This is a genomic window from Sporosarcina koreensis (genome assembly GCF_042655825.1).
Taxonomy (GTDB): domain Bacteria; phylum Bacillota; class Bacilli; order Bacillales_A; family Planococcaceae; genus Sporosarcina; species Sporosarcina koreensis.
This window is the reverse complement of sequence record NZ_JBHSNP010000028.1, coordinates 220,796-233,778: the sequence shown is the minus strand read 5'-3', so window position 1 is coordinate 233,778 and position 12,983 is coordinate 220,796. Positions and strand designations below refer to the sequence as shown.

Here is a 12,983-nt window from a genome sequence, read left to right as displayed (position 1 = left end):
ATATGAAAAACGCTATGCAGAAATGTTTGGGATGGATGGGCAGCTTTTTTCTCTTGCTAGTTTTAAGCCTGCTAATGCTGGCAGGCTGTCATCCATTGCAAAAAATGGAGGCCGATGGAATCAACCCTTATGAACAGAATTTTGAGATTATCGGATCTGAAAAGAATGAATTGATCGGGAAAGTAAATACTGCAATTTTCACGACAGTGGATCGAAGCAATGACGGAGCAGAACAGGTTGATAGAGATGTCTATACAAAGGAAGGAGTCAAGGTCGCTCTTCAACCAGGCAGGTATGCAATTTCGGGATCCCCTGCGGGAAACATATTCATTTACGATGACAATGGCGATCTTGTCATTCGAGAAATTGTTGGTCATACAGGCGGCGTCGGCAGTTTAACGGTCGACATTGAAGATACGTATACCGTATTTGCAGACGGCGGGTATGAACACGTCAGTTTCGTGCCGGTGCCAACCGCGTTGTCTACTGATTTGAACGCAGGTATTTGGGAAGTTGGATTGGATATTGAAGCCGGTGATTATACATTCGGCAGCGAATACGGGATGGGATACGTGGAAATTCACGAAAAGGGGAAGGACCCTCTCCTCTATGAAGTGATTGGCGGCAATAAGACAGGATCAAAAAGCCAAGTGAAGTTGACAGAAGGGCAAAAACTGAGGATTACTGGAATCTCATTAGTTAATTTTAAGCCGGTGGGAGAATAACGGAACGGTGCCTGAAGATCAGCGTGCCTTAATGCTGGTCGTCATGATGATTGCATTCCCGCTAAGGTTCCCATTCTGAATAGATATGATTTGCAAGGCGGCTTGAACATGGTAAACTGAATTGAATGAATTATGGAAAAGGGGTTATTGAAATGGCAGTAGAAGTATATCTTAATTTTAATGGGAACTGCAGGCAAGCGGCAGAGTTTTATGCGGAGGTATTCAATACGGAGAAACCAGAGATCATGACATTCGGGGAGGCGCCTCAACATCCCGATTACCAGCTGCCTGAGGAAGCGAAGGATTTGGTCATGCATACCCGGTTGAATATTGATGGAAGCAGAGTCATGTTCTCCGATACGTTTCCGGGCTCGCCTTTCGTCGAAGGTAATAATGTCAGCCTCGCTTTTGTCAGCAATGACATGGATTTGATTAAAAGCGTCTTTGACAAACTGAAGCAAGGCGGAACTGTCGTAATGGACTTGCAGGAGACGTTTTGGAGCAAAAGCTACGGCTCGTTGAAGGATCAATTCGGCATCGAATGGCAAATCAGCCACGAAGCATAAGTGATATATAGGTGAATGAAAAACGGCAAGGATACGTATCCTTCGCCGTTTTTTTATGGCCATATAGAATGGATCCATTAATTACTAATTTTTTTTGGTTTAAACTTACTATAAAAATTGTATATTACTGAAATCGCTTTCAAATAATAATTGACTTTTTGTGTGAAAGTGACTAATATTCAATTAACGACTATATAGCGACAAAATTATATTCACCTTGGGGGCGTCGGAATGGAAAATAGGGAGAAAAAGAAAATAGGTTTTCTAATGGCGATTCTGCCATTGATCATTATGATCATCGTCATGCTGTTCACAGTTGTGAAACTTGAGCAAGGCCCGCATATGCCACTCATCATAGGAACAACTGTGGCTGCTTTGGTTGCTTGGCGCTATGGCTTTACGTGGAAAGAAATAGAAGAAATGATGTTCAAAGGGATTAAGCTAGCCCTGCCTGCTGTCGTCATCATTATGTTGGTTGGAATGACAATCGGCTCTTGGATGGGTGGGGGGATTGTCGCAACAATGATCTATTACGGATTGCAGATTATTACACCTGGTTGGTTTCTAGTTGCCATTACAATCATTTGTGCAATCGTCTCTCTTGCAATTGGAAGCTCTTGGTCGACGATGGGTACCATCGGGGTCGCTGGAATGGGTATCGGCTTGAGCATGGGGATTCCTGCAGGCATGGTGGCAGGCGCCATTATTTCAGGATCTTATTTCGGTGATAAAATGTCTCCCTTATCCGATACGACAAACCTTGCTTCAGGTTTAACAGGGACAGATCTATTCGATCATATTAAGCATATGCTTTACACAACTATTCCCGGATTGCTTATCGCTCTTGGCGTTTACACATTTTTAGGTAGACGTTTTGCAGGTGGAAATATAGACTTGGAAAAAATCCAACAGACAGCTTCTGTGCTGAAGGACAGCTTTTTGATTTCCCCTTGGCTGTTGCTTGTGCCATTGGCGGTAATTGTCATGGTAGCTATGAAGGTTCCTGCTGTTCCGGCTCTGGTCGTCGGTATTATTCTTGGCTTCATTTCACAGATTTTCATTCAAGGGGGATCTTTGGCGGATTCGATTGTTGCGTTACAAAGTGGATTTGCCATTGAAACCGGGAATGAAATGGTCGATGGACTATTCAATGGCGGCGGTTTGGATTCTATGATGTACACAGTTTCTATGACAATCGTGGCAATGACATTTGGCGGTATTTTGGAATACTCGGGAATGCTTCAATCAATCATGAATCAGCTCCTGAAGGTTGTGAAATCATCATTCACACTGATTACATCTACAATCGGCGCTTGTGTACTTACGAATGCAACTTGCGCAGAGCAATATATTTCGATTGTTGTACCATCTAGGATGTTCACGAAAGTTTACAAGAAGATGGGTTTACATTCTAAAAACTTGTCACGGGCATTAGAAGATGGCGGAACGCTCACTTCGGTCTTCATTCCATGGAATACTTGCGGCGTATTCATCTTGGGAACGCTCGGAGTAGGGGTTGCACAGTATGGACCGTATGCAATCTTGAATTTGTTCATTCCGTTTATTTCCATCCTTTACGCAGCAACTGGCTTTACAATCGTGAAGCTGACAAAAGAGGAAATAGAAAAAGCTGAATCAGAAACAGAAGCAGAAGAAGAAGATAAGTCAATTGAAGCGGTTCATGTATAAGTATAAATAGAGCCGCCCAATGCCGATGCTTGGCACTGGGCGGCTTTCTTAGTAGTGGATGGCGAAATTCATTTCATACAAAGAACGCGGCCTTCCTTGCTTGTAAGTCATCTCCTCGCCTACGATACGGACATAATCAAATTCTATGAGCTTTTTTAATGTACGCTCTGCAGTCCTTCTGGAAACGTTCATATAGAGGGCAAGATCGGTTGCTGAAAACTGGTTCGTGGTCCTCGATTGGCGGAATTGCAGCAGCTTTGAAATATTGGCAGGGCCCAATTTTGTTTTTTCCGCAATTTCCACTAATAGGGGATGATCGACTTTCATATCAATTGCACCGTTTGATTGTGGATACGGGCCATGAAGCCTTTTATTGGAGTCGAGAATATAAAAGCTGTTCAGTTCACCACTTTGAATGAAATTCAATGCGAGTCGTGCATGTTCGGCAGCTTTCATCGTCGTTTCACCGTAACCGAAAGCCATCTTGACATGCCGGGGGAGGCGGTGGAAAAAATTCATGAATCCCGGGTTTTTAATGGAATGTTCTATAATGCCCTTCGTTGTGAACAGCGAAAATTCCCCGTCGGTTTCTGACCAATGCGCTTGTAATATGGTAGAAAGCTCTGTTACGAAAGGCACGATCGGCAATCCGGATGACTGAAGGATTCCAACGGCAATTTGGGCAGAAGAGCTTTTCTGTAAAACCGCTTTTTGCTGCGCAAAACGCAGACTCCTAATAATCGAGCTTTCCGGGTCGATCATCATACGGGCAGTTATACCTCTTTGCAACAGCTTTTCGTAGACAATATGGATGCTTGTAATTGCGATTTCCGTCTTGCCTTGATCAGACAACCGTTGATGGAAATTTATAACATCCTCAATTGATCCACCATTCTGTAAAACATGAATGTAGGGTAGTTCAATCGTTCCATTCAAGTCATTCAACACATGATCGATATGGGACTGCTCGGCGACATCAATAGAAATCCGTTCACATGAAACCCGCTCATTTGCCAAAACAGATAATAATGTCGTAGAGACAGCGGTTTCATCCTGTTTCAAATAGAACGTCGGCACGTTGAATTGTTGAACAGCCTCTTTTGCATAGGCATAAGGCAACGAACCTGAAAAAAGGATGGCATCACTTGGTTTTAGTGTCTTGATGATGGCAGCGGCTTCTTTAGGATCGGTATATATATGGCATTCCAGTTCAAAATCCCCTTCATTCACGGATAAATCCTCTGCGCGTCGACAAAAATGTTCAGAGCCGATAACAGCAATTTTGATTCTCAATAAATTACCTCCTAACTATTAGCGACTATTTAACGACAGTGATACAATAATTATAGCCGATTCCCAATAAGAAAGGAAAGATAGTAATGAAAATTTTGGAAATAGAGATTTTTGCCATTCACTTGCCTTTAAGAGAGCCATTCATAATAAGCTATGCAACATATGATTACATGCCATCAATTATTGTTAAACTAACAACGGACACGGGCCATATCGGATACGGGGAGGCGGTAGCGGACGAGCACGTCACCGGTGAAAGCTGGGAAAGTACATATGCAGTCCTGAAAAACACGTTGGCGCCGAAGCTGATCGGCATGAATCCCATTCAAATGGAAAAGATCCACGAGCGCATGAACGCCGAAATCTACGGAGTGCCGTCAGCGAAAGCTGCACTGGACATTGCATGCTATGACGCCGTAGGAAAAGCGTTGGGCGTCCCAGTTTACGATCTATTGGGCGGCAGATACCATGATGAATTCCCGATCACCCACGTTCTAAGCATCGGCACACCTGAACATATGGCGAACGAAGCGGAACAGCGCGTAAACGAGGGCTATCGTTCATTGAAAATGAAAGTCGGCACGGACGTATCCGAAGACGTGAAACGAATCCAGGCTGTCCGCGAACGTGTTGGAGAGTTAATCGCGATTCGCATCGATGTGAATCAAGGATGGGTGAACAGCTCGACGACATTGCAAGCGATGAAAAAGCTTGAAGACTGTTCACTCGATTGGCTGGAACAGCCGGTGAAAGCCGATGACATCGATGCAATGGTGGAAATCAAATCGAAAACTTCAGTACCAGTCATGATTGACGAAGGATTACGCGGAATCCGTGAAATGAGGGAAATCATCGCGAAGCGCGCCGCGGACAAGGTGAACATCAAACTGATGAAATGCGGCGGCATTTATCCGGCTATGAAGCTTGCCCATATGGCGGAAATGGCGGGAATCGAATGCCAAGTCGGCTCGATGGTCGAATCGTCCGTCGGTTCAGCGGCTGGCTTCCATGTTGCCTTCTCCAAAAAAATCATGACGAGCGTCGAATTGACGGGACCATTGAAATTCAGTGGGGATATCGGAAACTTAAAGTATGACGTTCCGTTCATCCGCTTGACGGAAAAGCCAGGACTCGGTGTCGATGTCGATGAAACGGTCTTGAATAAATTGACAGTCTTCTCAGAGAAGGTGGTCGGATGAAGAAAGAATTGATTTTACGAAGCGGTCAAGAAGTGGCGATTCGGAACTTAGATCACAATAACCTTGAGCAAATCATGGACTTGCAGGAGAAAGTGATTGCGTCATTGGATGTCTCTTCTTTTTTACAACCATTGTCGGAAGAGGAATTCAACTTCATCCTGAACGGCAGCGGCTCGATGATCGGCGCATTTCACGGCGAACGGCTTATCGCTTTTAGGGCGATGCTTGAACCGGAAATCGACGAGCATCATTTAGGGAAAGACGCCGGCTTGCGGGATGTCGAATTGCCGTCAGTCTTGTATTCCGAAGTGACGAATGTGGATCCGGAATATAGAGGAAACAGCTTACAGAGGATTCTCGGCGAACTTCTCATGCGAAATATTGACAAGTCCCGCCATCGTTATGTGTTCGCAACTGTCGCCCCATTCAATATCGCAAGCCTGAAGGATAAATTCGCGCTAGGCATGCATATCATTTCATTGAAAAAGAAATATGGAAATCTTTTGCGATACACGTTGATGAAAGATCTGCTCGCCGATGAGGAGACAGGCACACTCGCCATCACGGTCGACATGTCAGATATTATGAAGCAGCAATCCTTATTGGAAGATGGTTGGATCGGCGTTGGCCAAGAAGAGGTCGATGGGACGTGGGAAGTGAAATTCCAAAAGAATAAATGAATAGATGAAAACCGTACGAAGTGGAAAGTCACTTCGTACGGTTTTTAATATAAAAGGACTATATTTATTCATTTCGAATTAATGAACAGCCTCTCTAGGGTATTTTCGACGGTTTTTAACAATCTATCTACCTATGCCTATGCGAAATGTAAATAGTAGTTTATAATGATGATTGGTTACAATTATAGGAGGATACTAATGAGATATTCAGTAAGGAAAAAGTTGTGGACAGGTTTCCTATCCTTATTACTCTTAATGATTATTGCAGGAGTCTTAAATTACTTAACGATTCCAGACATTAGTAAAGAGTATAAGTCATTTATTAATGATCGTATGGAAAAAGTAATATTGCTTGAACAGCTATCAACCAATCAAACTGAGTTGTCAAATGATCTGCGTGGTTATTTACTCTATAAAGAAACGAAGTATTTGAAGAACCGAAGCGAATTGCTTGAATCAGTTGATGAAAAATTGAGGGCAATGGACTCCACCCTCGAATCAGAGAAAAGCAGGGCCTTGCTTGAGGAATTAAAAGGATCAGCAGAGCAGTACCGTGTTCTTTCTGAAGAAGCACTTGCCGCCTTCAATAAAGGGAAAGATGAGGAAGCGCTTGTATTAGCGGAAAAAGCGGAGCCTCATCAAAGTCTTATTATGAAAAATGCGGAAAGATTGATCACCTATCAGCGTGAGCAGATGCTTGAGGCTGAAGATAGGATTGAACAAAAAGTAAAATCGACTGGCATTTTCATTATAGGCGTTCTCGGCCTTGTAATGATTTTGAGCATTATTATCGCCTTTGTCATTAGCAGGATGATTACAAATCCTGTTGGCAAAATGACGGATGCATTGAAGCAGCTTGCTGATGGGAACTTTGCTATCGATCCGTTGCGAATTAAAAACAGGGATGAAATCGGTGAAATGGCAACTGCTTTCAATGACATGGCATCAGATCTGCGTACGATTGTCACAACTACACGCGATTCCGCCTACCAATTGGCCGCACAAGCCGAGCAATTGACGGCGAGTTCGGAAGAGAGTTTGGCTGCTTCCGAAATGGTTGCTGAAATTGCGGAGAAGAACTTATTATCGAGTGACATGCAATTGAATCTTGTGAATGAATCCACGACTGCAATGGGTGAAATGGCGAGCGGCATTCAGCAAATTTCGGAAGATAACGAAGCGATGCTATCGTCATCCAATGAAGTGTCCAAACTTGTCGGTGAAGGCGCGGATCTCATGAGAAACGTGAACAATCAGATGTCAGCCATAGCCGACTCCATTCGCCAATCCGCGGACGTCATTACTGATTTGGCAGTTCATTCGGAAAAGATCCGGAATGTGACGGGACTCATTACAGGTATTGCGGAGCAGACAAACTTGCTTGCATTGAATGCCGCGATTGAAGCAGCGCGGGCAGGGGAGCAAGGAAAGGGCTTTGCGGTCGTCGCCAATGAAGTACGGAATCTCGCTGAGCAATCGAAGGAATCTGCGGAAGAAATCGGCAGGATGATTGACGCCGTCATTCAAAACGTTTCAAAGGCAGTGGACAGCACGGAAATTGGAACGGAACGCGTGAATGAAGGGGTGGGCATCACTGAGCAGACCCATGCTGTATTCAATCGGATTGAAGAAGCCTCGAAAGACGTCAGCGATAAAGTCGGAACGGTTTCCGCCGCTATCGAGCAGATCCGTTCAATGACAAATCGGGTGACAGAAGCTGAAAAGATGGTGCATGAATTGGCCGTCCAAGCATCTGCGGAGGCACAGTCTACAAGCGCAGCGACAGAGGAGCAATTGGCATCCAATCAGGAAATTGCCTCAAGCAGTCAAATGCTTTCCGAAGTCGCAGAAAAACTGCAAAACGAAATGGGACGTTTTACAGTCTGATGAAAGTCTCCACGCTAAATCATTGGCGTGGGGCTTTTTAATATCTTTGATTGCAATGATTCTGAATAAATCATATTGCCTAAACCATCCCATAATGGTACAATCAACTTCTGTTTCATTTCACCTCCAACATCTCACCCAAAAAAGCAGGACGCAAATACCAAAATGGAGGACTGTCTATGCAGAAACATCCCGATTTTGAGTTTGAATTGCAGCGCCTTGACTACACGAAGCACTATATGCAGAAACTCCTGGAAGAGTCGATGCGTGATGTGAAATCCTCACAAGATGAAATCCGGCATGCGATGGCCGACTTGGACTATTTGGATTCCAGTTTAAGCTACATTAATATTTTAACGAACACCCGATTTTTCGAAATGGCCCGTTCCCAAAAGGAAGGACTCGAAGCGATCCAGCAGAAGCCTTATTTTGCCCGAATTCACTTCCAAACGGAAGGGGAAAAGGACGAATTCCTCTATATCGGAAAAACATCCGTTTTCCATCAGGAGACGCAGGAACCGATCATCGTCGATTGGCGCTCGCCTGTCGCGAATGTTTACTATGATGGCAGACTCGGAGATTTGACGTATAAAGTTCGGGATGAAGAAATAAGCGGTCATCTTTTTTCGAAGCGGCAGTACAAAATTGAAGAGGGCGAGCTTCTCGACATTCTTGATATTGATTTAACGACGAATGATGAATTGCTTCAGGAGGCATTGGCAGGCAAGGCGGATGTCCGGCTGACCGAAATCGTTTCCACAATCCAGGCAGAGCAGAATGAAATCATCCGGGCGAATCTGAAACAGCCGATCATTGTCCAAGGAGCTGCTGGAAGTGGTAAGACGACGATTGCTCTTCACCGGATCTCCTATTTCCTTTATACGATGGGCACCGATTTCCCTTCTAATAAGTTGATGATCTTGGCTCCAAGCAGGTTGTTCATGGAATATATCGGAGATGTACTTCCGGAACTGGGTGTGGGACGGATATGTCAAACGACTTTCGCTGAATACGTACTGGATGCGACAGGATTGAAGCTGAAATTGACTGATCCGAATAAAAAGCTTGAACTGTTGACGGCAGCAGATTCGGTGAATGAAGAACAACTTTTCATTGCACGAATGAAAGGAACGCTTCATTACCGAGAAATCATGCAAAGATTCGTGAACAAGCTGGAACAGGAAACAGCGGCGCTTTTTGAGGACGTTTATATTGAAAAATACCGGATCATGCGCGCATCACGATTGAAGAGATTGTTTCTGCAGGACTTCAACTATTTGCCGCTTGAGAAACGGCTCGAGCGCATCAAGCTCATTATGAAGAGCGAAGTGAACCGGAAACGCAAACAGCTGTATAAGCTCTTATCCGACAAGTATGAAGAAGCGCTCGATAAGGCGCTCTATGGTATAAGGGATGATGAGAAGCGGAAAACGCGCATTACGAGGATCATGGATGAGCGGGACGAACGGCTTCCTTCTATTGAAAAGGAAGGGAAAAAGACCGTAGCTACTTATATGAAGAAATTTAAGAAGTTCAATATTAAAAGTTTGTACAGGGATTGGCTTACAGATCCGCAATTACATACTGAACTGGCATGCCACTGGTCCGATTCGGTAAGGGATGCTTTTTTTGCCGCGCATGCTAGTGTTTCTTGGGAGACAGAAGACTTGGCGGCCCTTTATTTCCTTCACGCCAAATTGAAAGGCGTGGCGGATGAGTGGAAAATGCGTGTAGTCTTCATCGATGAAGTGCAGGATTACAGCGAATTCCAGCTTGCCGCTCTGCAAGACGGACTCGAAACGGATATGTTCACGATGGTCGGGGACCTGGCTCAAGGGATCCATAGCTACCGGGCGCTGACGTCATGGGATTCGGTGAAGGAAATGTTCCCGCGCGCCACCTACACGACATTGCAAAAAAGCTACCGGACGACAATTGAGATTATGCAGCTAGCGAACAAAGTCCTTGCGCAGATGGAAGAGGATTTACCGCTTGTGGAACCGGTTGTCCGCCACGGCCGGGACCCGGAGTTTTATGATCTGGCCGCACTCGATGCATCCAAGGTGAATGAAATCTATGAAGCCATTCTCAGTAGGGGCCACCGATCGATCGCATTGATTTGTAAAACGCGGAAAGAAGCGGCGGCAATTTATAAACAACTCCAAAAGGCAGGCATGCCTGTCCAATTGCTAGGTGAGGATTCCGACATAAATGGCGATTGCCTCTTAATCGTACCTAGCCATTTATCAAAAGGCCTCGAATTCGACGCCGTCATCATCGCGGCTTTCGATGAACCATTCCGTGACCATCCGATCGATCGAAAGCTGTTATATGTAGCGATGACGAGGCCGATGCATGAACTGCATATGCTTTCCGACTCGTTAGTGCAGTTGATCACGCCTAAAAACGCCTAAAGTCATCTAGAAGCGCATAAATCGGACAAAAAGTCCATAAACGAAGATATTCACGCATAAATCCCTATAGAAACGCATAAACCGCAAAAAAAGCTCATAAACTATAATAATCACGCATAAATCAAAGAAAGGGTTCTCCAACTGGGAATCCTTTTTGTGGAATTCTGCAGAATCGAAAAGTTCTTTCATAGTAGCTGTCACAAAATCCTTCCCTCGCTCGTTTTAATTACAAAACAAATGATGGAGGGGTTTTTTATGCTTACCTATGATGTTGCAGTAGTCGGTGGCGGATTAGCTGGGTTGACAGCTGCTAATTTTTTGGCAAGGGAAGGAAAAAGGGTTGTTGTTTTGGAAAAAGCGAAACGTCTAGGTGGAAGGGCGATGACAAATGATAAAAATGGGGTTCTTATGAACTTGGGACCTCATGGATTGTATCTGTCAGGGGATGCTGCAAACATAATAACTGAACTCGGAATATCTCTTCCAGGTGGGAATGCTACGAAAAATATTCATATTCATGGCATTTTAAATCACGCCGTTCATGTCATTCCAACAGATTTTTCATCGACTATGTCATCACCACTTCTTCCGTGGAAAGCTAAGTTCATGCTTGGCAAATTAATGTTAAAGATTATGAGATTGGATATTTACTCCATTCCGGAAGTTAGCCTTAAGGAGTGGGTGGATACTGAAATACCCGATCCGATGGTGAGGCATATATTTTACTCAATTTGTCGATTGACTTCCTATACGAATGCCCCGACTTTACAGCTTGCAAAGCCAGTTTTGAAGCAGGTGAAACGGTCACTAAAGGCGGGCGTTTTATATGTAGATGGAGGTTGGGATACGATTGTTCAGAAACTTAAGAAGCAGGCAGAAGCATTTGGGGCTGAAATTGTAATGAATAAAAATGTAACAACTATTGAGCATTGTGAGCAATATCAAATCATACAATGCTCAGATGGTACGGTCATTCGCATTCCTCATTGTATCATTGCAGCCTCTCCAAAAGAGGCAATGAATATGATAAATGGAGCGGAGCATACTTCTTTACGTTTGTGGGCTGAGCAAGCAATACCTATTACGGCATGCTGTTTAGATATCGGAATTAAAAAGTTGCCTAACCCCAAACATCAATTTGTGATAGGACTCGACCAAGCTTTGTTTTTCACGAACCAATCAAGGGTTGCGAAATTAAGTGAAGACGGAACATTGGTTGTAAGTTTAGCAAAATATCATAATCCGATGGAAGAAATTAATGTGAACGCAGATAAGCACCAATTAGAATCAGTTATGGATTTGCTTCATCCTGGATGGCGAAAAGAAGTCGTGATGCAACAATTTTTACCGAAACTAATGGTATCGCATGATTTTCCACATGTAAAACGAAATGAAAATCCCGGTCCGAGCATACCGGAAATGAAAGGAATTTTTATAGCAGGAGATTGGGCAGGACATGAAGAAGTATTAGCGGATGCTGCAGTTGCGAGTGGGAAGCGTGCAGCTCTAGAAATTTTACATGCATACAAAATGATGTTAGCAAAGGAAGGTTAATCGTTTTGGAAACTGAACAATTGTATCAGACGTATAAACCTTTATTATTTTCGATCGCCTACCGAATGACGGGTAGTGTTGCGGATGCAGAAGATCTTGTACAAGAGGCGTTTCTAACCTATGACCGTATTAGTAGTGAAAAAGTCATTGAAAACGAGAAAGCGTATTTATGTAAAATTTTGATGAATAGCTCCATAGATAAATTGCGATCAGCTGCAAGTAAGCGCGAGGTTTATGTGGGAGAGTGGCTGCCAGAACCATTCGTAGATTCAGGAAATGACCCTGCACATACTTATTTGATGAAGGAATCTATCTCAACCGCTTATCTCTTGCTTTTGCACCAGTTAACTGAAGATGAACGAGCTGTCTACCTATTACGAGAAGTTTTTCAGTATAGCTACGAGGAAATTGCGACTATTATTGAAAAGTCCTCGGCCAATTGCAGGCAGATTTTTCGCAGGGCCAAAATGAGCATGGATAACCGTCCGAAATCTTCTACATTGGATTTCCAATCGATGAGAAACAGCGTAGAACAATTTACGATGGCACTCCAAAAAGGGAATATTCCTAAAATGCTAGAGTTATTGAAGACAGACTCTGTATTTATTTCTGACGGAGGCGGCAAAGTTAAAGCTGCGCTAAATCCAATTTATTCAGCAGAGCGAATTGTCTTATTGTTAACAAGCATTATGAAGAAGCTGCCTGAAAACGCAAGAATGGAATTTGAAGTTATCAATGGCTATCCAGGCGTTGTCGTATCAATTAATAGCTATGTCGCTTATGTCGTCTCAATGGAGTTCCAAGACGATAAAATTTCAACTATTTATATGGTTGCCAATCCGGATAAACTGGAACACTTGCAAAAATAAAGCTTTACGAATGAAGCACGAGAACAAAAAGACGGGGAAGAATAGCAAAACGCTATTCTTCACCCGTCTTTTGTTTAACGCGATGTGTTTCTAATCAAGCACAAAAA

The 12,983-nt window shown here is 43.7% G+C and carries 10 protein-coding genes; 9 read left to right on the top strand and 1 reads right to left on the bottom strand.

Features of this window, described 5'->3' with window-relative positions; all coding sequences use genetic code 11:
* The first annotated feature begins 2 nt into the window (after positions 1-2).
* The 3 genes from ACFPTP_RS15290 to nhaC all read left to right on the top strand — a co-directional run bounded on the left by ACFPTP_RS15290 (position 3) and on the right by nhaC (position 2,980).
* Positions 3-725, top strand: coding sequence for a hypothetical protein (locus ACFPTP_RS15290; protein ID WP_381446524.1), 723 nt, complete (start codon positions 3-5; stop codon positions 723-725).
* Between the two features lie 152 nt (positions 726-877).
* Positions 878-1,291, top strand: coding sequence for a VOC family protein (locus ACFPTP_RS15285; RefSeq protein ID WP_381446522.1), 414 nt, complete (start codon positions 878-880; stop codon positions 1,289-1,291).
* A gap of 231 nt (positions 1,292-1,522) precedes the next feature.
* The gene (nhaC, locus tag ACFPTP_RS15280) at positions 1,523-2,980 is read left to right on the top strand and encodes a Na+/H+ antiporter NhaC (protein ID WP_381446520.1); all 1,458 of its coding nucleotides are present in this window, start codon (positions 1,523-1,525) and stop codon (positions 2,978-2,980) included.
* A 48-nt stretch (positions 2,981-3,028) separates the two neighbouring features.
* Here the strand turns inward: nhaC and ACFPTP_RS15275 are convergent, their stop codons facing one another.
* Complete coding sequence (locus ACFPTP_RS15275) at positions 3,029-4,273, bottom strand: transcriptional regulator (protein WP_381446518.1); 1,245 nt, start codon at positions 4,271-4,273, stop codon at positions 3,029-3,031.
* 86 nt (positions 4,274-4,359) lie between these two features.
* Between ACFPTP_RS15275 and ACFPTP_RS15270 the strand changes: the two genes are divergently transcribed.
* The 6 genes from ACFPTP_RS15270 to ACFPTP_RS15245 all read left to right on the top strand — a co-directional run bounded on the left by ACFPTP_RS15270 (position 4,360) and on the right by ACFPTP_RS15245 (position 12,876).
* Positions 4,360-5,472, top strand: a complete 1,113-nt coding sequence (locus ACFPTP_RS15270; protein ID WP_381446516.1) for a mandelate racemase/muconate lactonizing enzyme family protein — start codon at positions 4,360-4,362, stop codon at positions 5,470-5,472.
* Positions 5,469-6,152, top strand: a complete 684-nt coding sequence (locus ACFPTP_RS15265; RefSeq protein WP_381446514.1) for a GNAT family protein — start codon at positions 5,469-5,471, stop codon at positions 6,150-6,152. Before ACFPTP_RS15270 ends, ACFPTP_RS15265 begins: the two co-directional genes overlap by 4 nt.
* Before the next feature lie 198 nt (positions 6,153-6,350).
* The gene (locus ACFPTP_RS15260) at positions 6,351-8,039 is read left to right on the top strand and encodes a methyl-accepting chemotaxis protein (protein WP_381446512.1); all 1,689 of its coding nucleotides are present in this window, start codon (positions 6,351-6,353) and stop codon (positions 8,037-8,039) included.
* A gap of 179 nt (positions 8,040-8,218) precedes the next feature.
* Complete coding sequence (gene helD / locus ACFPTP_RS15255; RefSeq protein ID WP_381446510.1) at positions 8,219-10,453, top strand: RNA polymerase recycling motor HelD; 2,235 nt, start codon at positions 8,219-8,221, stop codon at positions 10,451-10,453.
* Between the two features lie 255 nt (positions 10,454-10,708).
* Complete coding sequence (locus tag ACFPTP_RS15250) at positions 10,709-12,007, top strand: phytoene desaturase family protein (protein WP_381446509.1); 1,299 nt, start codon at positions 10,709-10,711, stop codon at positions 12,005-12,007.
* Positions 12,008-12,012: 5 nt separating this feature from the next.
* Positions 12,013-12,876, top strand: coding sequence for an RNA polymerase sigma-70 factor (locus ACFPTP_RS15245; RefSeq protein ID WP_381446508.1), 864 nt, complete (start codon positions 12,013-12,015; stop codon positions 12,874-12,876).
* Positions 12,877-12,983: the final 107 nt, after the last annotated feature.

Excerpts from the sequence above, each read along its gene's own strand:
- ACFPTP_RS15250 (WP_381446509.1), top strand. The coding sequence starts at position 10,709 with ATGCTTACCTATGATGTTGCAGTAGTCGGTGGCGGATTAGCTGGGTTG.
- ACFPTP_RS15265 (WP_381446514.1), top strand. The coding sequence starts at position 5,469 with ATGAAGAAAGAATTGATTTTACGAAGCGGTCAAGAAGTGGCGATTCGG.
- ACFPTP_RS15285 (WP_381446522.1), top strand. The coding sequence starts at position 878 with ATGGCAGTAGAAGTATATCTTAATTTTAATGGGAACTGCAGGCAAGCG.
- nhaC (WP_381446520.1), top strand. The coding sequence starts at position 1,523 with ATGGAAAATAGGGAGAAAAAGAAAATAGGTTTTCTAATGGCGATTCTG.
- ACFPTP_RS15290 (WP_381446524.1), top strand. The coding sequence starts at position 3 with ATGAAAAACGCTATGCAGAAATGTTTGGGATGGATGGGCAGCTTTTTT.
- ACFPTP_RS15260 (WP_381446512.1), top strand. The coding sequence starts at position 6,351 with ATGAGATATTCAGTAAGGAAAAAGTTGTGGACAGGTTTCCTATCCTTA.
- helD (WP_381446510.1), top strand. The coding sequence starts at position 8,219 with ATGCAGAAACATCCCGATTTTGAGTTTGAATTGCAGCGCCTTGACTAC.
- ACFPTP_RS15270 (WP_381446516.1), top strand. The coding sequence starts at position 4,360 with ATGAAAATTTTGGAAATAGAGATTTTTGCCATTCACTTGCCTTTAAGA.